The following is a 19,112-nucleotide window of genomic DNA, read 5'->3' as shown; positions in this document are numbered from 1 at the left end:
TCGTCCTTTTTCCCGATCCGCCGTGACTCTCTACGACGTACCCGCGCCCGCCAAGGTGAACCTGTTCCTGCACGTGGTGGGCCGCCGTCCCGACGGCTACCATCTGCTGCAGACCGCTTTCCGCTTCATCGACCTGTGCGACACGCTGCATTTCGAGGCGCGCGCCGATGGCGTCATCAGCCGCGCCACGGAATTGCCCGGCGTGTCGGAACAGGACGATCTCACCCTGCGCGCCGCCCGCGCGCTGCAACAGGCCACCGGCACGCGCCAGGGCGCGCAGATCGCGCTGGAAAAGCGCATTCCGCAGGGCGGCGGACTGGGCGGCGGATCGAGCGACGCGGCCACCGTGCTGATCGCGTTGAATCGCCTGTGGGGCACCGGCCTGTCGCGGCGCGAGCTGATGGACCTGGCGCTGCCGCTGGGCGCGGACGTGCCGGTGTTCGTGTTCGGCCAGTCCGCTTTTGCCGAGGGCGTGGGCGAAAAACTGACGGCGCTGGACCTGCCGGCGCGGGCCTATCTGGTGGCGCAGCCGGACGCGAGCGTGCCGACCGTTGGAATTTTTTCCGCACCCGATTTGACAAGGGATTCTTCTTACATCACAATAGCGGACTTTCTTGCTTCGCCTACATTTTCCTTCGGGAAAAATGATTTGGAGCCGGTGGTCTACCGTCTTTATCCTGAGGTTCTCAGGGCATCGCGGTGGCTTGCAGAGCAGGGTGTGTTGAAAGACACGGGAACCCAAGTTCGCATGTCGGGATCTGGCGCGTGTTTGTACGCCGAGTTTTCCGAACTTTCGGAGGCCGTTTTGGCGAAAACGGAAATTACCGCTACAATGCGCGGCGCTGTTGAATTAAACAGCACAACGCATCCACGGTTCCGGTTAGTGCAGGCATGTCCTGGGTTGACTGAACATCCGTTGCGGAATTGGATTGCAAGATAGTTGGGGAGTCGCCAAGCTGGTTAAGGCACCGGATTTTGATTCCGGCATGCGAAGGTTCGAATCCTTCCTCCCCAGCCAACCGAATACATAACAAAGCTGTTGAACACGCCTGTAAGACACTGGCCCGGGTTCAGCAGCTTTTTTATTTTCCGGTTTCAGCAGGTTCTCGCATCACCTCGTTAGTGTCTCGAAACGACCATCGCATCATCCATCATGGCAAACGATAGCTTCATGATCTTCACGGGCACGGCCAATACTCGGCTGGCCGTGGACGTAGTCAACCACCTCGATATGTCCCTGGGCAAGATGACCGTCGGTCGCTTCTCCGACGGCGAGGTGATGGTCGAGATCAACGAAAACGTGCGCGGCAAGGACGTCTTCGTCCTGCAGCCCACCTGTGCGCCTACCAATGACAACCTGATGGAAATCATGGTGATGGTCGATGCCCTGCGCCGCGCTTCGGCCGGCCGCATCACCGCCGCGATTCCCTATTTCGGCTACGCCCGCCAGGACCGCCGCCCGCGTTCGGCGCGCGTCGCGATCTCGGCCAAGGTCGTGGCCAACATGCTGCAAGTGGCTGGCGTCGACCGCGTCCTGACGATGGACCTGCACGCCGACCAGATCCAGGGTTTCTTCGACATTCCCGTGGACAACATCTACGCGGGCCCGATCCTGCTGGGTGACATCTGGCGCCGCAATTTCTCGAACCTGGTCGTCGTGTCCCCGGACATCGGCGGCGTGGTGCGGGCCCGCGCGCTGGCCAAGCAGCTCGAAGCCGACCTGGCCATCATCGACAAGCGTCGTCCGCGCGCCAACGTGTCGGAAGTGATGAACATCATCGGTGAAGTCGACGGCCGCACCTGCATCATCATGGACGACATGGTCGACACCGCCGGCACGCTGTGCAAGGCGGCCCAGGCCCTGAAGGACCGCGGCGCCGGCGCCGTTTACGCCTATTGCACGCACCCCGTGCTGTCGGGCGGCGCCATCGACCGCATCGAGGCGTCGGAACTGGACGAACTGGTCGTCACCGACACCATTCCGCTCTCCGAGCAAGGCCAGGCCAGCGGCAAGATCCGCCAGCTTTCGTGCGCCGCGCTGCTGGGCGAGACCATCCTGCGTATCTCGAACGCGGAATCGGTCAGCTCGCTGTTCGTCGACTGACGCCAGCCTCCCCGTTTTTTGTGTCTTGCTGGTCGCGGCAAGACGCAAGCAACACGGCGCACCTGTTGTGCGCCGTGATCACAACCGGCGAAGTCCGCTTCGCCAATTTTTGTTTTTGGAGTTTTCCATGAAATTTACTGCCACTGCGCGTAGCGTCCAGGGTTCGAGTGCGAGCCGCCGCCTGCGCCGCGCGGGCCGCGTTCCCGCCATTGTCTATGGTGGTACGGCTGCCCCGTTGAACATCGAACTCGACCACAACGAGATCTACCACGCCCTGCGCAAGGAAGAATTCCACGCTTCGATCCTGCAAATGCAGCTCGAAGGCGCCAAGGACGAACAGGTCCTGCTGCGTTCGGTTCAATGGCACGCCTACAAGCCGCAAGTCCTGCACGTGGACTTCCAGCGCGTCGACGCCAACCAGGCGCTGCGCACCAAGGTGCCGCTGCACTTCGTGAACGCTGAAGTCTCGCCGGCCGTCAAGCTGAGCGGCGCGATCATCAGCCACGTCGCCACCGAACTGGAAATCACCTGCCTGCCGTCGGCGCTGCCCCAGTTCATCGAAGTCAACCTGGCCGACATCCTGGCCGGCGCTTCGATCCACCTGGCCGACATCAAGCTGCCGATGGGCGTGACCTACGTCCCGCACGGTGGTGAAGAGAACCCGCTGCTGGCCGCCGCTGTCGTCAAGGGTGGCGCTGCCGCCGACGACGCCGACGCCGCTCCGGCTGCTCCCGCCGCCTAAGTCCTGCCGGAAAGCTTCGGCTTTCCCGCGGCTTGCGCCCGAAACCCTGCGTGTGCATTTGCATGCGCAGGGTTTTTTGGTTTAAACACCCCCCATCATGTCTATTCCCATACGCCTCATCGTGGGATTGGGTAACCCCGGTCCCGACTACGAAACCACCCGCCACAACGCGGGCTTCTGGCTGGCCGACCACCTGGCGGACGACCTGCGCGCTTCGTTCGCGCTGGAGAAGTCGTTCTTCGGCATGGTGGCCAAATCCCGCCTGGGGGCCGACAACGTCCTGCTGCTCAAGCCCAACACCTACATGAACCGTTCCGGCCAGGCGGTCGGGGCGCTGGCGCGCTTCTACAAGCTGACGCCGGAGCAGGTGCTGGTGCTGCACGACGAACTCGACCTGATGCCGGGCCAGGTGAAACTCAAGCAGGGTGGCGGCCACGCCGGCCACAACGGCCTGAAGGACATCCAGGCCGCGCTGGGCAGCCCGAACTTCTGGCGCCTGCGCATCGGCATCGGCCATCCGCGCACGCTCGGCCTGGCGCAGCAGGTGGCGGACTTCGTGCTGCATCCGCCGCGCCGCGAGGAACAGAAGGAGATCGAGGCGGTCATCGACCGCTGCCGCGCCGTGGTGCCCGCCATGCTGGCTGGCGACTTCGCGCTGGCCACCCGCCAGTTGCACAGCGGCAACGACGCCTGATGGACGGCGCTCCGGCTTTCGCCGAACCGCGCAAGCTGCGTTTCCGCAGCGAGCTGGCGGACTTCTGGCGCTTCGTGCGCCATCCGCATCCGGCGCGCCGCCTGCCTGGCCGCACGCCGGCGATCGGTTGGGTGTCGGACTGGTGGCCGGGCGTCGGCCCCGGACGCCTGCTGGCCTGGGCCGCGGTGCTGTGGCTGATCAATCTGTTCGCCCTGGGGCCGGTGGCGGTCGCCGCGGCCGGCGCCGGCGGCGTCACGCATCGGCTGGACCCGGCCAACATCCCCTGGCTGACGGCGGTGATCTGGGCCCCGCTGGTCGAGGAAATGCTGTTCCGCTATGGCCTGCGCCGGCCCAAGCAGGCGCTGTGGCTGTGCCCGGCGCTGCTGCCGGTGGTGCTGTACGGGCCGCGCATCTGGACCGGCCTGCTGCTGGCCGCCTTCGTGCTGCTGGCCTGCTGGTCGCTGCGCCCGCGTTCGGAGCCGCTCAAGGGCTGGAACACCGCCTGGCGGCGCCATTACCTGAAGCACTTCGGCTGGGTCTTCCACCTGGTGGCGCTGACCTTCGCCGCCGTGCACCTGACCAACTTCGTCTTCAATCACACGCCGTACTGGCTGCTGCCGCTGCTGGTGCTGCCGCAATGGGTCACCGGCCTGGTGCTGGGCTGGATCCGCATCCGCCGGGGCATCGGCGCGGCGATCGCGCTGCACGCCATGTTCAACGCCGGCCCCATTTTGCTGATCTGGGCCGTGATGCGCTGGGCTCCCACGGCGGCCGGTTGAGCCGTCCGTCCCCCTGGGCGCGGTCATCATGGCGCGTCGCCCGGCGGGGTAAACTAGAACGTTAACGATCAATACCGTACTTACACAGGATTCCCATGGCTCTGCAATGCGGCATCGTCGGCCTGCCCAACGTTGGCAAATCGACACTCTTCAACGCTCTGACCCGCGCCGGCATCGCCGCCGAGAACTATCCGTTCTGCACCATCGAGCCGAATGTCGGCGTGGTCGAGGTGCCGGATCCGCGTCTGCAGAAGCTGGCCGAGATCGTCAAGCCCGAGCGCATCCTGTCGGCCACGGTCGAGTTCGTCGACATCGCCGGCCTGGTGGCGGGCGCCAGCAAGGGCGAAGGCCTGGGCAACCAGTTCCTCTCGCACATCCGTGAAACCGACGCCATCGTCAACGTGGTGCGCTGCTTCGAGGATCCCAACGTGATCCACGTGGCCGGCAAGGTCGACCCGATCGCCGACATCGAAGTCATCGAAACCGAACTTGCGCTGGCCGACCTGCAGACCGCCGAAAAGGCCCTGCAACGCCACCAGAAGACCGCGCGTTCCGGCGACAAGGAATCGCAGCGCCTGGTCGCCGTGCTGGAAAAGTGCGTGGCGCAGCTGAACGAAGCCAAGCCGATCCGCGCGCTCGACCTGTCCACTGAGGAAAAGGCCGACATCGCCCAGCTCTGCTTCATCACCGCCAAGCGCGCGATGTACGTGGGCAACGTGGCCGACGACGGCTTCACCGACAACCCGCTGCTGGACCGCCTGACCGAATTCGCCGCCGCCCGCAACGCGCCGGTGGTCGCCATCTGCGCCGCCATCGAATCGGAAATCGTCGACCTGGACGACGCCGACCGCCAGGCTTTCCTGTCGGACATGGGCATGGAAGAACCGGGCCTGAACCGCCTGATCCGCGCCGCCTTCAAGCTGCTCGGCCTGCAGACCTACTTCACCGCCGGCGTGAAGGAAGTACGCGCCTGGACCGTGCCGATCGGCGCCACCGCGCCCCAGGCCGCGGGCGTGATCCACACCGACTTCGAACGCGGCTTCATCCGCGCGCAGACCATCGCGTATGAAGACTACATCGCCTACAAGGGCGAGCAGGGCGCCAAGGAAGCGGGCAAGATGCGGGCGGAAGGCAAGGAATACATCGTGCAGGATGGCGATGTGATGAATTTCTTGTTCAACGTCTGATCGTTGTTCCCAAGCGCGTTCGGTCGCGCTTCATGAATGTGAACGGGGCAGGCCCTTGGCAACAAGGGCCTGCCCCGTTCATTTAGAACTTCGCCTGCAGGCTCAACGTCACCCGCCGCGGCTCGCCGTAGATCAAGCCGTTATAGAACCCATACTGCCGATAGTAGGTCTTGTCGAACAGGTTGCTGACGTTGAGCATGGCCGACAGATGGCGGTTGATGTCGTAGCGCGCCATCGCGTTGAACAGCGCATAGCCCTTCAGCGGAATCGGCGAGCTGTCGAAGCCGCCGTGGCCATCCGGCTGGCCGGGATAGGGCTCGGACACCGTCTTGCCTTGCCAGGTCAGGCCGCCGCCGATGGTCAGCCCCCGCAGCATTCCCTGCAGCCGGTAGGTGGTGTTCAGCCGCAGCAGATGGCGCGGGTCGGGACGGTCGGCGGTGTCGTTGTTGCCGACGTCCAGGTAGGTGTAGCCCAGATAGACGTTCCATGCGGCGGTCATGGCGCCGGCGATTTCGGCGTCGACGCCCTTGACGATGACGCCGGTGCCGGGCCGGTAGGCCTGGTCGCCATCGGGCGTCAAGCTGTCGCCGTCTTTCAGGGCGACGTTCTTCTGCAGGCTGCGGAATGCCGACACGGCGGCATTGAGCGCGCCATTGAACCATTCGCCCTTGATGCCGGCCTCGTAGCTCGCGCCCGTGATGGGCTTGAGGGTGTCGCCGCCTTCGTTCTTGCCGGTCTGCGGCGTGAAGACATCGGTGTAGCTGGCGTAGACCGAGTAGTTCGGTGTCAGCCCATAGACCAGGCCGTAGTAGGGCGTCCAGGCGTGGGCGGCGTTTTCGCCGGTGCGCGCCCCGCGGACACCCGCCGCGTTGTAGTTGTCGCTGTGGATCTGGTAGACGCTGCGGCGCAGCCCGGTGATCAGGGTCAGGTCGTCGGCGAGCTCGAAGCGGCCCGCGACGTAGCCGCCATATAGCGTTGTCCGGGTGACGCGGCGGGCGTCGGTGCGGAACGCGCGGATGTTGCCGTATTCGTCGCCGCGCCAGGCGCGCCAATCCGCCACGGGCAACTCGGTGCGGTATTGGCAGCGGCCCTTGAAGCCGGCGATGCCATCGATGCTGCAGTTGCTGCTGTTGAAGGTCCAGGACGGTTCGTCCATGCGGGAGCCGTTCAGGCCGACGAGCAGTTCATGCCGGCGTCCGAGCAGTTCCAGCGGGCCCGACAGATCCAGCGAGAAGGCGTCGGTTTCGCCTTCCGTTTCCGAGTGGATGGCATTGAGGTAGGCGCCGCTGCCGTCCTGCTTCCAATGGGGCCAGCGGACCTTGCCGTTGTTGACCTTGATGGCGCCCTTGTTGCTCAGGTCCGCGCGCGAGGTGTGGGCATAGTCGGCGCGCAGCTTCCAGTCGTTGTCGAAGCGATGGTCGAGCGAGGCGAACAGCGTCTTCGCTTCCATGTCGCTCTTGCTCCAGTCCGCCGCGAGGTTGAGGCTGCGGCGGAAATGGGTCGGCGAGCCGTCCGCGAACCAGGCGGGCACGTTGGCGCCCCAGGAGGCGCCGTGGAAGATGCTGTGTTCGTACTGGAAGCCCAGCCCCACCTGCGTGCGGGCGGTCACATCCATGGCGACGCTGGCCAGGAACCCCTGCCGCTCGATGCCCGAGCGGTCGCGGAATCCGTCGGAGTTCTCGCCGCTGAACACCAGGCGCGAGCGGACGCGGCCGTCCGCCGCCAGCGGTATGTTGATGTCGCCGACGGCATTCTTCTTGTTCCAGCTGCCGGTGCGCAGGATCAGGCTCGCGCCGAGCGTGCGGCCAGGGCGCTTGCGCAACAGGTCGACGGTGGCGGAGGGATCGCCGATGCCGCCCATCAAGCCGTTCGCGCCGCGCACGATGCTGACGCGGTCGTAGAGGTCCATGTTGATCGCGCCGCTGCCGCCGCCGTTGAACGAGGATCCGCCGATGATCGACAGGCCATCGACCTTGTAGTTGGTGATGTCGAATCCGCGGGACCGGTAGGTGGTGCGCCCGCCGTTGTCCAGCTCGACGAAAGTGATGCCGGTGGTGCTGCCCAGGACGTCGCCGATGGACTGCATGCCCTGGTCGTCCATCTGCTGGCGCGTGACCACCGACACGGACTGGGGGGTTTCCTTGGGGCTCAGGGTCAGGCCCGTCGAGGCGCGGGTGGCGGGAACGGTATAGGCGCGTGTCGTCTCGGTGGGTTCGTCGGTCTGCCCGGTCACTTCGATGGCGGGCAGCGTGGCCGGGGCGGGCGAGGCCGTGGCGCCGGCGTCCGGCTGCCGCGCTTGGGCGGGGGCCGATGCCAGGGCCAGGGCAATCAGGCCGAGCAGGACGGACGAGCCAGACGGATGTGGGTGCATGAAGGGATCCCTTGAAACTTGAAAAGCAATGCCATTGATTGGCATTTCCATTTCGTAAATGAGGCGCCAAGGGAATATGCCGGATCTCTGGCGAAATGGATCAAGCCGGGCCGCGTGGCCCGCAAAAGAAGACTTGTTCAAGGCAGGCGCGGCGCGAGCCCCGCTGCGCGCGCGGCGGGCAGGACGATGGTGTGCCCCGCCGGCCGTCAGGCGCCGTCGATTGCGTTCACCACGGTTCCAGGAGCCAGCCCTGTTGCGTGGCGTGCAGCCGATCCGTGAGCGCGAGGCTGTCCAGGAACGCGTCGTCGTGCGACACCACCGCCAGGGCGCCTGGGTAACCGCGCAGCATGCTTTCCAGCGCGAGCGTGGAGGGCAGGTCGAGGTGATTGCTCGGTTCGTCCAGCAGCAATAGCCGCGGCGGCGGATCGGCGTAGAGCGCGCAGGCCAGCGCCGCCTTCAGGCGTTCGCCGCCGCTGAGCGCGCCGCTTGGCGCCGTGATCTTGCGCGCGTCCAGGCCGAGGTGCGCCAGTCGCATGCGCAGTTCGCCTTCGTCGAGGGCGGCGTTGACCGCTTGCAGTTGTTCGAGCACGGGCCGATCCGAGACCAGGTCGGTCAGGCGCTGGTCGAGATAGACGCATTCGGACGCGCCCTTGCGCTCGCCCGACAGGGGCGCGAGCAGGCCCGCCAGCACCTTGAGCAAGGTCGACTTGCCGCACCCATTCGGGCCGGTGACCGCGATGCGTTGCTGGCCGCCGAGCAGCAGGTCGACGTGGCGGGTGGGGCCTGCGATGAAGGGCAACGTGACGGCGTCCAGCTCCGCCACGCGCCGCTGCGCCGCCTGCGCGACGGGCAGGGCATGCAGCGAGATGTCGGCGTCCTTTTCCACCTGCGCCGCGGCGTCGCGCACGGCCTGGGCGAGGCGTTCGTGGGCGGCGGCATGTTGCTGCCGCAGCCTGCCGGCCGAGTCCTCGCTGCGGCCCTTTTGCCGGTCGAGCAGGATCTTGGCCTGGTTGGCCTCCTTGCCATGCCGCTGGCCGCGCGCCTGGCGGCGTTCCTGCCGCTCGCGCTGCGCTTGCATGGCCTGTTCTTCGCGCCGGCGTTCGAGCTTGTGGTGTTCGAGCCGCTCCAGGGCATTCGATCGTTCAAGCGCCTTGCTCGCGGCATAGGCGCTGTAGTTGCCGCCGTAGCCGCGCAGGCCCAGCGATGAGAGCTCCACGATGCGCGCCAGGGTGTCGAGCAGTTGCCGGTCATGGCTGACGACCAGCAGGCCGCGCGGCCAATGGCGCAACTGGTCGATCAGCGCCTGCCGGTTGGGCCGGTCCAGGTGATTGCTGGGTTCGTCGAGGATGAGGAAGTCGGCCTCGGACAGCAGGGCGCTGACCAGCGCCACGCGCATGGCTTCGCCGCCGCTCAGGGCGCTGGCGGGCGTCGCGGCGTCGAGGTGGCCGAGGCCGTCGCGTTCCAGCACTTGCCGCAGGCGTTGGCGGATGTCCCAGCGGTCGCCGACGCGCTCGAAGTCTTCCGGCGCGCTGCTGCCGGCTTCGATGCGCGCCAGGGCGTCCAGCGTCGTTTGCACGCCGGCCAGGCTGGCGACCGTGGCGCCGGCGGGCAGGGAGACCTGCTGCGCCAGGTAGAAGACGCTGCCCGATCGCAGGCAACGCCCGTTCGACGGCGGCAACTGGCCGGCCAGGATCCGCGCGAGCACGGTCTTGCCGGCGCCATTGCGCCCGACCAGGCCGGTGGGGCGTTGGTCGAAGGTTTCGTCGAGTCCGGAAAAAAGCGGGCTGCCATCGGGCAGCAGGTACGACACGCTTTCGAGCGTGAGATAGGGAGTCGTCATGCGTGATGCTTCCAGGGATGCCAGGAACTCCCCCTGCGAACGGGGGCGGGTGGAGACTGGCCGTCATTGCGACGGCGGCATCAATGGCGCATGGGACGAATACCTCGATGGATGGAGTTCAGGCCGTTACTTTAAAAGCCCTTGGCGGAATTGGCAAAACGCGAGCGCGGCCAAGCCGTGCGCGGCGGCGGGAAGCGCGGGGCAAAGATGCCCATGCACCTGAGCCCGCGCGCCGAGGCGCGGCGTCTCAGGCGTCCAGGCATGCCGCGACCAGCCATCCCGCCAGGTACAGCCCGACGCCGAACGACGCATGCGCCATCAGGCTGCGCAGCCGCGCCACGCCGGGTTTCGGCATCCGCGAGGCCGCGATGCCGGCGCCCATGCCGGGTTGCAGGATCAGGAATGGCGCCGCGACCGTGGCGATGCCGACGATCAGCGCCGGCAGCAGCGTCGGCCGCGCGGCCCAGGCCGGGCCCCAGAGCGCCAGCAGCAGCAGGGCGAACAGGACGCCGATGGCGTAGTGGGCGATCCAGCCGATGGCGCGTTCGCCCGCGATGGGCGCCGAGCGCGCGATGCCGGGATGGGTCAGGCGGCCGCGCGGCAGGTGGCCGATCCAGCGGCCGACCATGGCGTAGTCCAGCGACGGCGCGTTGAACAGGCGCTTGAGCAGCAGCGCCCACAGATCCATGACGAGGGTGGCGCCGACGCCGATCAGCACGGCGCGAAGCAGGAGGTCAGAAGGCATGCGGGGATTCCGGCAAGATGAAATAACAATCAATAGATTAATTGAATGTTATTCAATAACCTTTCCGGGTGTCAATGGCACGGACGAATGGCGGGGCTTTGCCCGCGCGTAGCGGCACGGGGGGATGGCTTTGGTCGCGACCGTTGGCGGGCTGCCCTGGGCGGCCCTGGGCGTGGTTACTCGCCCTTGTTGCCGCTGGCGGCGCGCAGGAAATTCTCTTCCAGCACGTTCAGCACGCGGTTCAGCGTGTCGATGTCGGTGGCCGACAGGCCCTTGAGCGATTCGTCGAAGAAGGCGGCCCGCTTGGGCAGGGCCTCGTCGACCACGGCCTGGCCGGCGGGCGTGAGGCGGGCGTTGGTCAGGCGATTGTCCTGCGCGTCGACCGCGCGCGCGATCCAGCCGAGCTTCTGCATCGCCTGCAGCTGGCGGGTGAGCGAGGCGGGATCGAGGCGGCAGCGTTCGGCCAGGTGCTTCTGCGAACACTGGCCGTTTTCATGCAGCGCCAGCAGGATGCGCCAGCGCGGCAGCGCGTGGCCGACCTGGCCGCTGAAGGCGCTCTGCATGACGCGGTAGGTCTGGCCCATGTGCTGGATGACCTGCAGGCCCTGTTGTTGTTTGGGCAAAAGCTACTCTCCGACGCTGGCGGGCTCCGGTTTGGAGACGCGCGCCAATTGCACCAGGGGGACGCGCCGCACGCACCAGAGCGCCAGCACCGCGACCGCCAGGGCGATGAGTTGCCCTTCGTGGATGGCGCTGACCAGCGCCACGCGCGCGATCTCGATCAGCGACGCTCCATCCTGGCCTTGATGCGCCAATTGTGCCAGGAACTGCGTCTGGGCCTCGGGATTGACCAGCATCTGCGGGTCGTCCAGCTGCGGTAGCCAGCGCGCCGAGGCGCCGCGCAGCGTCGATTCGACGCCGCTGAAGTAGCTGTGGTTGACCATGGTGCCGACCACGGCGGTGCCGAGCATGCCGCCGATCATGCGCAGCGATTGCAGCAGCGCGGTGGCGATGCCCAGGTGGGTGCGCCCGGCGGTCTGCTGCGCGAACACGGTCAGGTTGGGCATGATGAAGCCCATGCCCAGGCCGGCCATCAGCATGTAGCCGGCGATCAGCCAGTGCGCGGTGTAGTTGTGGGTGGTGACGATTCCCAGGCAGGACAGCGCCATCAGCAGGAAGCCCGCGTACAGCATGCGGTTGGGGTTGCGGATGCGGGTGATGATGCGGCCGTTGATGATGCTGCCGACGGTGATGAAGACCACCAGCGGCGTGATCAGCAGGCCGGCGTCCTGCGGCGACAGGCCGAAGCCGCCCTGCAGCAGCAGCGGCGCGTAGAACAGCAGCGAATACATGGTCACGCCGACCAGCAGCGCCAGCGTGAACAGCGTGGCCAGGCCGCGGTTGCGGAACATGTCGAACGGCAGCAGCGGATGCGGGCAGCGGCGTTCCCACCAGTACAGCAGGCCGAAGGCGGCGATGCTGCCGACGCCCAGCAGCACGATGGTGGCGCTCAGGCCTTGCTTGGGCAGCAGCTCCACCAGCAGCTGCAGGCCGCCGAGCGCGACGGCGATCAGCAGCGCGCCCTGCCAGTCCAGGCGCACCTTGCCCTCGGTGTGGTTGCGCAGGTGCGGCAGGTAGCGCGCCACGAACCACAGGCCGAGGATGCCGATGGGCAGGTTGACGTAGAACACCGAGCGCCAGCCGTAGTGCTCGGTCAGCGCGCCGCCCAGCGTCGGGCCGACCGCGTTGGCGATGCCGAAGGCCGAACTGAGCATGACCTGCCAGCGCAGCCGCACGTGCGGGTCCGGGAACAGGTCGGGAATGGAGGCGAAGGCGGTGCCCACCAGCATGCCGCCGCCCACGCCCTGCAGGGCCCGCGCCAGCACCAGCGTGAACATGCTGTCGGCGGCGCCGCACAGCACCGAGGCCAGGGTGAACAGCACGATCGCCGCCACCACGAAGGGCTTGCGGCCGTAGTAGTCGCCCAGCCGGCCGAAGATCGGCACGGTGATGACGGAGGTCAGCAGGTACGAGGTCGCCACCCAGGCATACAGCTCGAAGCCCTTGAGCTCGGCCACGATGGTGGGCAGCGCGGTGCCCACCACGGTCTGGTCGATGGCGACCATCATCATGACGAAGCACATGCCCAGCATGGCGAGCAGGGTCTGCCGGAAGGGAAGCACCTGGCCGGGTGAATAAGGGGTGCTGGGGGCGGGGGCGGGCATTGTTGGACGGATCAATTATTGATGGATCAATAATTCTAGTCCTACAATCGCCGAGACAGAAAACCGTCAGTTTCAGGCCTGGCGCGCAGGCGGGCCCGATTTGTTACGATAGCGGTATGTGCACGCTGGTCATGCCGGCGTCTTCAGCAGGTCTTTCCATGGCAGTCCCTCTCCGCTTGGCGTATCGGCCCCCGGCCTGACGCACGCGGCGGCATGCGATCGAAGACGGACAAATCATGAAGCCGCGCGTCCGGCGCGACGGCAAAGCGCCATTCCCGCGCCAGGCGCGGCGGGTGGCATTCTAGGATTACCAGTCGAGGTACCGACGGGGCGGCAATGAAAACGTGGTTCAAGCGCATTCTGATAGGCCTGGTGGTGTTGGTTGTCGTGGCCGTCGTTGGCCTGGCCATCTTTTTGCTGACGTTCGACCCCAACGCGTACAAGTACAAGCTCGAAGAGCTGGTCCAGGAACGCTATCACCGCACGCTCACGATCGACGGCGAGATCGAGCTGTCGCTGTTCCCGCGCATCGGCCTGTCGGTGCAGGGCGTGTCGCTGTCCGAGGTCAATAGCACCGAGACCTTCGCCTCCATCGAGAGCACCCGCCTGGCGGTGGCCGTGTGGCCGCTGCTGTCCAACAGCTTCGTGGTCGATCATGTCGCCATCAGCGGCTTCAAGGCGCGCGTGGTGCGCGGCAAGGACGGCCAGTTCAACTTCAGCAACCTGGTGGGCGGCACCGCGCCCGTGGTGGCCACGCCCGCCAATCCCGCCGAGGCCCTCGCGGGGGCGGCGCAGACCGCCGCGCAGGCCCTGACCAGCGGCACGCTGCCGCCGTCGCGCAACAACATGCAGATCGACATCGCCGGCCTCGACCTGAAGGACGGCGAGGTGCTGCTGCAGGACGAGATGTCGGGCATGGCCGTGGCCGTGACCAAGATCAACGCCAACACCGGCCGCGTCACCTTCAACCAGCCCTTCGATGTGCGCCTGACGGCGCGCCTGGAAGGCGGCAATCCGCGCATCGACGCCAATCTGACCGGCCAGGCGCTGCTGACGCTGGATCCGTCCGCCAAGCGCTACGCGGCGCAGAAACTCGACCTGCGCATGGACGGCAAGCTGCCGGGCGCCGAGGCCAAGAGCCTGGCGGTGCGCGGCAACCTGGCGTTCAACGGCCAGAAGTCGGCGCTGGACGTGGCCGGCCTGGAAGTCGTGTTCCAGGGCGACGTGACCGACCCGGCCGCGCGCGCCACCAACGTCGACGCCAGCGTGGCCATGCCCAAGCTGTCGATCGACCCGCACAAGAGCCAGTTGCAGATCGAGAAGCTGGCGGTGCGCGCCAAGGGCGGCGTGGCCGACGGCCCGTTCGAATTCGCCGTGGACGCGCCGGCGCTGAACATTTCGCCGACGCAGGCCACGGGCGAGGCGCTGACCGGCCGCGTGCGCATCAGCGGCCTGGACGCCAGCTTCGGCCTGAACGGCATCAGCGGCAACGCCACCGAGCTCGACATCAAGGAAGCCAAGCTCGACAGCACATCCAAGAAGGGCGAGCGCGTGGTCAAGCTGACCTTCGCCTCGCCGCTGTCGCTGAACCTGCTGCAGCGCCAGGGCGGCCTGGCGGGCCTGCGCGGCGACGTCAACATCACCGACCCGGGCCTGCCCAAGGGCAGCCTGCAGATTCCCGTGATCGGCAGCCTCAACGTCGACCTGTTGAAAGACACGGCCAGCAGCAAGATCAACGCCGTGCTCGAAGGCGGCAAGTTCGACCTGACCGCCGACATCGCCAAGCTGAGCGACGCGCCGCAGGTGAACTTCGCGCTGGCGGTGGACACGCTGGACCTGGACAAGCTGGTGCCGCCGGCGGCGGCTGCCGCCGCGCCGGCCAAGCCGCCCGCCGACGGCAAGAAGGACGAAAACAAGCCGGTTGCGCCGGCCGCGCCCGCGGACGATTCGATCAACCTGTCGGCGCTGGTCGGCCCGAGCGTGAACGGCACGCTCAAGGTCGGCAAGCTGGTGGTGCGCGGCCTGAAGGCCGATGACGTCGCCGCCGCCGTCAAGCTCGATCGCGGCAAGCTCGACATCTCCAGCCTGACCGCCGGCCTGTACGGCGGCAAGCTGGCCGGCGCGCTGTCGGTGGACGCGGCGCAGGGCAACCAGCTGGCGACCAAGATGTCGCTGGCCGGCATTTCGATCGAGCCGCTGCTGATGGACCTGGCGCAGCGCAACGTGCTGAGCGGCACGGGCAGCCTGGCGCTGGACCTGAAGACCGCCGGCGCCAACGCCTATGCCATGAAGAGCGGCCTGGGCGGCACGCTGCAGGTGCGGCTGCGCGATGGCGCGGTCAAGGGCATCAACCTGACGCAGACGCTGCGCGAACTGAAGGCCGCGCTCAAGCCCGAGTCGCAGGACGAAACGGTGGCGGCCGACACCAGCAAGCAGACCGCGTTCTCGGAAATGGATGCCGACCTGGCCTTCACCAAGGGCGTGGCGAGCGTCAAGCGCCTGAACGTCGTGTCGCCGCTGCTGCGCGTGACGCAGGGCGAGCCGGCCACCATCGACTTCGTCAAGAACGAGCTGGACCTGGTGGCGCGCGCGCGCGTCGTCAATCCGGCCGCTGACCCCGAAGGCAAGGAACTGATCGACCTGAAGGACGTGACGATTCCGGTGCACGTGCGCGGTCCGTTCGAGAAGCCCACCTACACGCTGCTGTGGAAGGACGCCATCGCCGGCATCCTCAAGCGCAGCCTGGAAAACAAGCTGCGCGAAGCCGTGACCGGCAAGGGCAAGGGCGGCGCGGCCGTGGACAAGGCGCTCAAGGGCCTGCTGGGCAAATGAGCGCCGCCTTCCAGCCCATCGCCCAGTGCGGCCACACGGAACAGGCCGAAGCCGCCGCCTATCACCGGCAGTGGCTGGTCGCCAATGATTCGGGCCAATGGCTCAATCGCGAGCTGTGCCCGCGGCTGGCCGACGTGACGGTGGAATTGCGCCTGGGCTACCTGGTGCTGCGCGCGCCGGGCATGCTGCGCATGGATATTCCGCTGGACGTGATCGAGGACGACGACAGCGTGCGCTACAGCATGAAGGTCGGCGAGCAGGTCATCGACGTGGTCGACGAGGGCGAGCTGGCCGCCGCCTGGATCTCGAATTTCGTGCAGGTGCCGTGCCGCATCATGAAGGTGCATCCGGACACGCCGGTGACCGCCTGGCCGGACTGACCCGGCGCGGCCAGGCGCCGCGCTCAACGCGGGGCGAGACCCGCTTCAGGCCGCCTGCTTGCGCTTGAATTCAAAGACGGTGTGGGCCAGCAGGCCTGCCACCAGGCCCCAGAAGGCCGAACCGATCCCCCAGAAACTGAAGCCCGACGCCGTCGCCAGCAGCGTGATGAGCGCGGCTTCGCGCCGCTGCGGATTGGCCATGGCGGCGGCCATGCCGCCCATGATGGTGCCCAGCAGCGCCAGGCCCGCCAGGGCCGCCAGCAGCGCGGCCGGCAAAGCCTGGAAGAACACCGCGACCGCGCCGGCGACGATGCTCAGCGCGAAGTAGCTGACGCCGTAGGTGGCCGCGGCGATGTAGCGCTTGGACGGCTCGGCGTGCGCCTCGGGGCCGGTGCAGATGGCCGCGCTGATCGCGCCCAGCGTGACGCTGTGGGCGCCGAAGGGCGCGGCCAGCAGGCCCAGGAAGCCGGTGGCGGCGACCAGCCGCGAGGCCGGCGGGCGATAGCCGGCGGCCTGCAGGATGGCCAGGCCGGGCAGGTTCTGCGAGGCCATCGCCACCACGAACAGCGGCACGCCCAGGCTGACCGCGGCCTGCATGCTGAAGACGGGCGTGGTCCAGACGAATTCGGTCAGGTGCCAGTCGAGCTGGTCGACCTGCACGAGGCCCAGGCCGGCGGCCATGGCGACCGCCACGGCCATCACCATCAGCACGGCGTAGCGCGGCGCCCAGCGCCGGCACACTAGGTAGGCGGCGCACATGGCCAGCACCAGCGCCGGCTGCTTGCCGACGTTGGTGAAGATGCCCATGCCGAAGTTGAGCAGCACGCCGGCCAGCATGGCGGCGGCCACTTCACCGGGAATGCGGCGCAGGATGGGATCGATCCAGCCGAACAGGCCGCAGGCCAGCGTCAGCGCGGCGGCCAGCACGAAGGCGCCGATGGCTTCGGGGAACGGCACGCCGGCCAGCGCGGTGACCAGCAGCGCGGCGCCGGGCGTGGACCAGGCCATGACGATGGGCAGGCCGGTGCGCAGGCTGTAGGCCGCGCCGCCCAGGCCCAGCACCAGGCTGAGTGAACCGATCCAGGAACCGATGCGGGCGGCATCCAGGCCGGCGGCGTGGCCGGCCTGCACCATCAGCACCGCGGTGCCGCCGAAGCTGACCAGCACGGCGACCAGGCCGGCCGCGATCGCGGAGGCGGACAGGTCGCGGCGGGCGTTGGGGCGGGAGGAGGGAGTGTCGAAGCCGGGCTGGGCGGTGTCGCTCATGCGGCACCGGTCAGGCGGCGGTACTTGGCCATCAGCTGTTCCTGGCCTTCATTCCATTGCGGATGCAGCTCGATGCATTCCACCGGGCAGACCACCTTGCATTGCGGCTCGTCGTGATGGCCGACGCATTCGGTGCAGCGGTCGGGGTCGATGACGTAGTAGTCCTCGCCCATGGAAATCGCGTCGTTCGGGCACTGGGGCTCGCAAACGTCGCAATTGATGCATTCTTCGGTGATGGTCAGGGCCATGATGGAGGGGCTACGGAATCCGGCAGGGATATTGCAATTGTACTGCCGGGCCCGCGGCGGGCCGGGCAAGCCCCTGGCGCCGACCTGCCCATCGCCGCTCATGAGGGGCGCCGAGCGGGCCGCCAAAACGCAGGGAGGGCGCGCAAGGCGCCCTCCGGGAGGGTTCGGTGAGGCGGAGAGCGGGGACGCTCAGCCCGGCCAGGATTGCTCGCGGCGTTCCTTGGCCTTTTCCTGCAGCCAGCGTTCCACCGAGGGGAACACGAACTTGCTGACGTCGCCGCCCAGCTGGGCGATTTCGCGCACGATGGTGCCGGAGATGAACTGGTATTGATCCGACGGCGTCATGAACAGGGTCTCGACGTCGGGCAGCAGATGGCGGTTCATGCCGGCCATCTGGAATTCGTATTCGAAGTCGGACACGGCGCGCAGGCCGCGCACGATGACGCGTCCACCCTGGTCGCGCACGAAATCCTTGAGCAGGCCGCCGAAGCTCTGCACTTCCACGTTGGGATAGTGCCCCAGCACTTCGCGCGCGATGTCCACGCGTTCGTCGATGCTGAAGAAGGGCTTCTTGTTGCGGCTGTGCGCGATGCCGACCACGACTTTGTCGAAAAGCGTGGCGGCGCGGCGGACCAGGTCTTCGTGGCCTCTGGTCAGCGGGTCGAAAGTGCCAGGGTAAACAGCGATGATCATGCGAGCTCCGTACCGTTATTAGTGGTGTACACCATCCTCCGAAGCTCGGATTATTGATCTATTTGCGCAATGCAGCAAATTCCAGGAGGTGGTAGTGCACCGCCCCGGCCTTGTCCTGGCGCAGGATCGTGAATCCCTCGGGGGGCTCGATGGCGTTTTCGGCCTCGACGTAGACCAGGCCGCCCTCGGCCAGGATGCCCGGCAGGATCGGCCACAGGCGCGGCAGCCAGCCTTGTCCGAAGGGCGGATCGAGCAGGATGAGATCAAATCGGGACGCATCCATTCTTTCGGCGACCTGCATCGCATCGCCCACGTGGATGCGTATCATGTCGGCTTTGAGCTTGTCGCGCAGTGTCCGCAGCGCGGACGCGGCGGTCTTGTCCCGCTCGACCATCTGTACATGCGCCACGCCGCGCGAGGCCGCCTCGAAGCCCAGGGCGCCGCTGCCGGCGAACAGATCCAGCACCTGTTTGTCGGCGAATTCGCCGCCCCACAGGTGGTTGAGCCAGTTGAACAGCGTTTCCCGCACCCGGTCGGGCGTCGGGCGGAGCGTCTCCACGTCGGGCACGACGATAGGGGTGCGCCGGTATTGGCCCCCGACGATACGAATATACTTGTTACCCATGTTTAGCCGCTTCTTCAAGAAAAAATCCCCTCCGCCCGCCGCGCCGGCCCAGCCCGCGCCGCCGCCGGAGCAGGTGGACGCCGGGATCGCGCCGCAAGCCGAGGTCGAGGTCCCCGCCCAGCCCGTCGAACCCATCGTTCCGGCCCGCGAATTCGCGCCCGTCGCGACGCCCGAGGTGACCCTGCCGGTGCCGTCCGCCGAGGTGCCCGCGCCGGCTTCGGCCAGTGTGCCGCAACCGGCGCCGGCCGTGGTGCCGCAACCGCAGGCCTCGGCGCCCGTGGTTGCGCCTGCCGCCACGCCCGTTTCCACACCTGCTTCCGCCGCACCCGCTTCCGCGCCCGTAGCCGCCGCGCCGGCCGTGACGCCCAGCGCCGCCGCGCC

The 19,112-nt window shown here is 67.3% G+C and carries 17 protein-coding genes and 1 tRNA gene; 9 read left to right on the top strand and 9 right to left on the bottom strand.

The window, feature by feature from the left end; all coding sequences use genetic code 11:
• The first annotated feature begins 22 nt into the window (after nt 1-22).
• From ispE to ychF, 7 genes are all read left to right on the top strand, one after another.
• Nucleotides 23-940 (top strand): 4-(cytidine 5'-diphospho)-2-C-methyl-D-erythritol kinase, encoded by a 918-nt coding sequence (gene ispE / locus H0523_RS04790; RefSeq protein WP_054428956.1) that lies wholly within the window; start codon nt 23-25, stop codon nt 938-940.
• 1 nt (nt 941) lies between these two features.
• Nucleotides 942-1,018, top strand: a tRNA-Gln gene (locus H0523_RS04785).
• Between the two features lie 135 nt (nt 1,019-1,153).
• Nucleotides 1,154-2,104, top strand: coding sequence for a ribose-phosphate pyrophosphokinase (locus H0523_RS04780; protein ID WP_006227587.1), 951 nt, complete (start codon nt 1,154-1,156; stop codon nt 2,102-2,104).
• A gap of 127 nt (nt 2,105-2,231) precedes the next feature.
• Nucleotides 2,232-2,846, top strand: coding sequence for a 50S ribosomal protein L25/general stress protein Ctc (locus tag H0523_RS04775; protein ID WP_054428955.1), 615 nt, complete (start codon nt 2,232-2,234; stop codon nt 2,844-2,846).
• Between the two features lie 97 nt (nt 2,847-2,943).
• On the top strand, nt 2,944-3,540 hold the full coding sequence (gene pth / locus H0523_RS04770) for an aminoacyl-tRNA hydrolase (RefSeq protein WP_026384832.1): 597 nt from the start codon (nt 2,944-2,946) through the stop codon (nt 3,538-3,540).
• Complete coding sequence (locus H0523_RS04765) at nt 3,540-4,319, top strand: CPBP family glutamic-type intramembrane protease (protein ID WP_054428954.1); 780 nt, start codon at nt 3,540-3,542, stop codon at nt 4,317-4,319. Before pth ends, H0523_RS04765 begins: the two co-directional genes overlap by 1 nt.
• A 95-nt stretch (nt 4,320-4,414) precedes the next feature.
• Nucleotides 4,415-5,506: a redox-regulated ATPase YchF gene (ychF, locus tag H0523_RS04760; RefSeq protein WP_054428953.1), complete on the top strand. Its 1,092-nt coding sequence runs from the start codon at nt 4,415-4,417 to the stop codon at nt 5,504-5,506.
• An 82-nt stretch (nt 5,507-5,588) separates the two neighbouring features.
• Here the strand turns inward: ychF and H0523_RS04755 are convergent, their stop codons facing one another.
• From H0523_RS04755 to H0523_RS04735, 5 genes are all read right to left on the bottom strand, one after another.
• Nucleotides 5,589-7,877, bottom strand: a complete 2,289-nt coding sequence (locus H0523_RS04755) for a TonB-dependent siderophore receptor (RefSeq protein ID WP_054428952.1) — start codon at nt 7,875-7,877, stop codon at nt 5,589-5,591.
• A 226-nt stretch (nt 7,878-8,103) separates the two neighbouring features.
• The gene (locus tag H0523_RS04750) at nt 8,104-9,717 is read right to left on the bottom strand and encodes an ABC-F family ATP-binding cassette domain-containing protein (protein ID WP_054428951.1); all 1,614 of its coding nucleotides are present in this window, start codon (nt 9,715-9,717) and stop codon (nt 8,104-8,106) included.
• A 247-nt stretch (nt 9,718-9,964) separates the two neighbouring features.
• Nucleotides 9,965-10,462, bottom strand: coding sequence for a DUF2938 domain-containing protein (locus tag H0523_RS04745; RefSeq protein ID WP_054428950.1), 498 nt, complete (start codon nt 10,460-10,462; stop codon nt 9,965-9,967).
• A 176-nt stretch (nt 10,463-10,638) separates the two neighbouring features.
• On the bottom strand, nt 10,639-11,085 hold the full coding sequence (locus H0523_RS04740; RefSeq protein ID WP_054428949.1) for a MarR family winged helix-turn-helix transcriptional regulator: 447 nt from the start codon (nt 11,083-11,085) through the stop codon (nt 10,639-10,641).
• Nucleotides 11,086-11,088: 3 nt separating this feature from the next.
• Nucleotides 11,089-12,687 carry an MDR family MFS transporter gene (locus H0523_RS04735; RefSeq protein WP_035359525.1) on the bottom strand — a complete coding sequence of 533 codons (1,599 nt, stop codon included), beginning with the start codon at nt 12,685-12,687 and terminating at the stop codon, nt 11,089-11,091.
• A gap of 336 nt (nt 12,688-13,023) precedes the next feature.
• Between H0523_RS04735 and H0523_RS04730 the strand changes: the two genes are divergently transcribed.
• Both H0523_RS04730 and H0523_RS04725 read left to right on the top strand, forming a co-directional pair.
• Nucleotides 13,024-15,519 (top strand): AsmA family protein, encoded by a 2,496-nt coding sequence (locus H0523_RS04730; RefSeq protein ID WP_054428948.1) that lies wholly within the window; start codon nt 13,024-13,026, stop codon nt 15,517-15,519.
• Entirely contained in the window at nt 15,516-15,899 is a 384-nt protein-coding gene (locus H0523_RS04725) for an MOSC N-terminal beta barrel domain-containing protein (protein WP_054428947.1), read from the top strand. Before H0523_RS04730 ends, H0523_RS04725 begins: the two co-directional genes overlap by 4 nt.
• Nucleotides 15,900-15,944: 45 nt before the next feature.
• Here the strand turns inward: H0523_RS04725 and H0523_RS04720 are convergent, their stop codons facing one another.
• From H0523_RS04720 to rsmD, 4 genes are all read right to left on the bottom strand, one after another.
• Nucleotides 15,945-17,165: a benzoate/H(+) symporter BenE family transporter gene (locus H0523_RS04720; RefSeq protein WP_054428945.1), complete on the bottom strand. Its 1,221-nt coding sequence runs from the start codon at nt 17,163-17,165 to the stop codon at nt 15,945-15,947.
• On the bottom strand, nt 17,162-17,413 hold the full coding sequence (locus H0523_RS04715) for a YfhL family 4Fe-4S dicluster ferredoxin (protein WP_006391351.1): 252 nt from the start codon (nt 17,411-17,413) through the stop codon (nt 17,162-17,164). The genes H0523_RS04720 and H0523_RS04715 overlap by 4 nt, the downstream gene beginning before the upstream one ends.
• Nucleotides 17,414-17,602: 189 nt before the next feature.
• Nucleotides 17,603-18,106, bottom strand: coding sequence for a pantetheine-phosphate adenylyltransferase (coaD, locus tag H0523_RS04710; RefSeq protein ID WP_006385942.1), 504 nt, complete (start codon nt 18,104-18,106; stop codon nt 17,603-17,605).
• 58 nt (nt 18,107-18,164) lie between these two features.
• Complete coding sequence (gene rsmD / locus H0523_RS04705) at nt 18,165-18,731, bottom strand: 16S rRNA (guanine(966)-N(2))-methyltransferase RsmD (protein WP_054428943.1); 567 nt, start codon at nt 18,729-18,731, stop codon at nt 18,165-18,167.
• Between the last annotated feature and the right edge of the window lie 381 nt (nt 18,732-19,112).

The sequence above is a fragment of the Achromobacter insuavis genome (assembly GCF_902859645.1).
GTDB classification, from domain to species: Bacteria; Pseudomonadota; Gammaproteobacteria; order Burkholderiales; family Burkholderiaceae_B; genus Achromobacter; species Achromobacter insuavis.
This window is presented reverse-complemented; position numbering and strand designations above follow the sequence as displayed.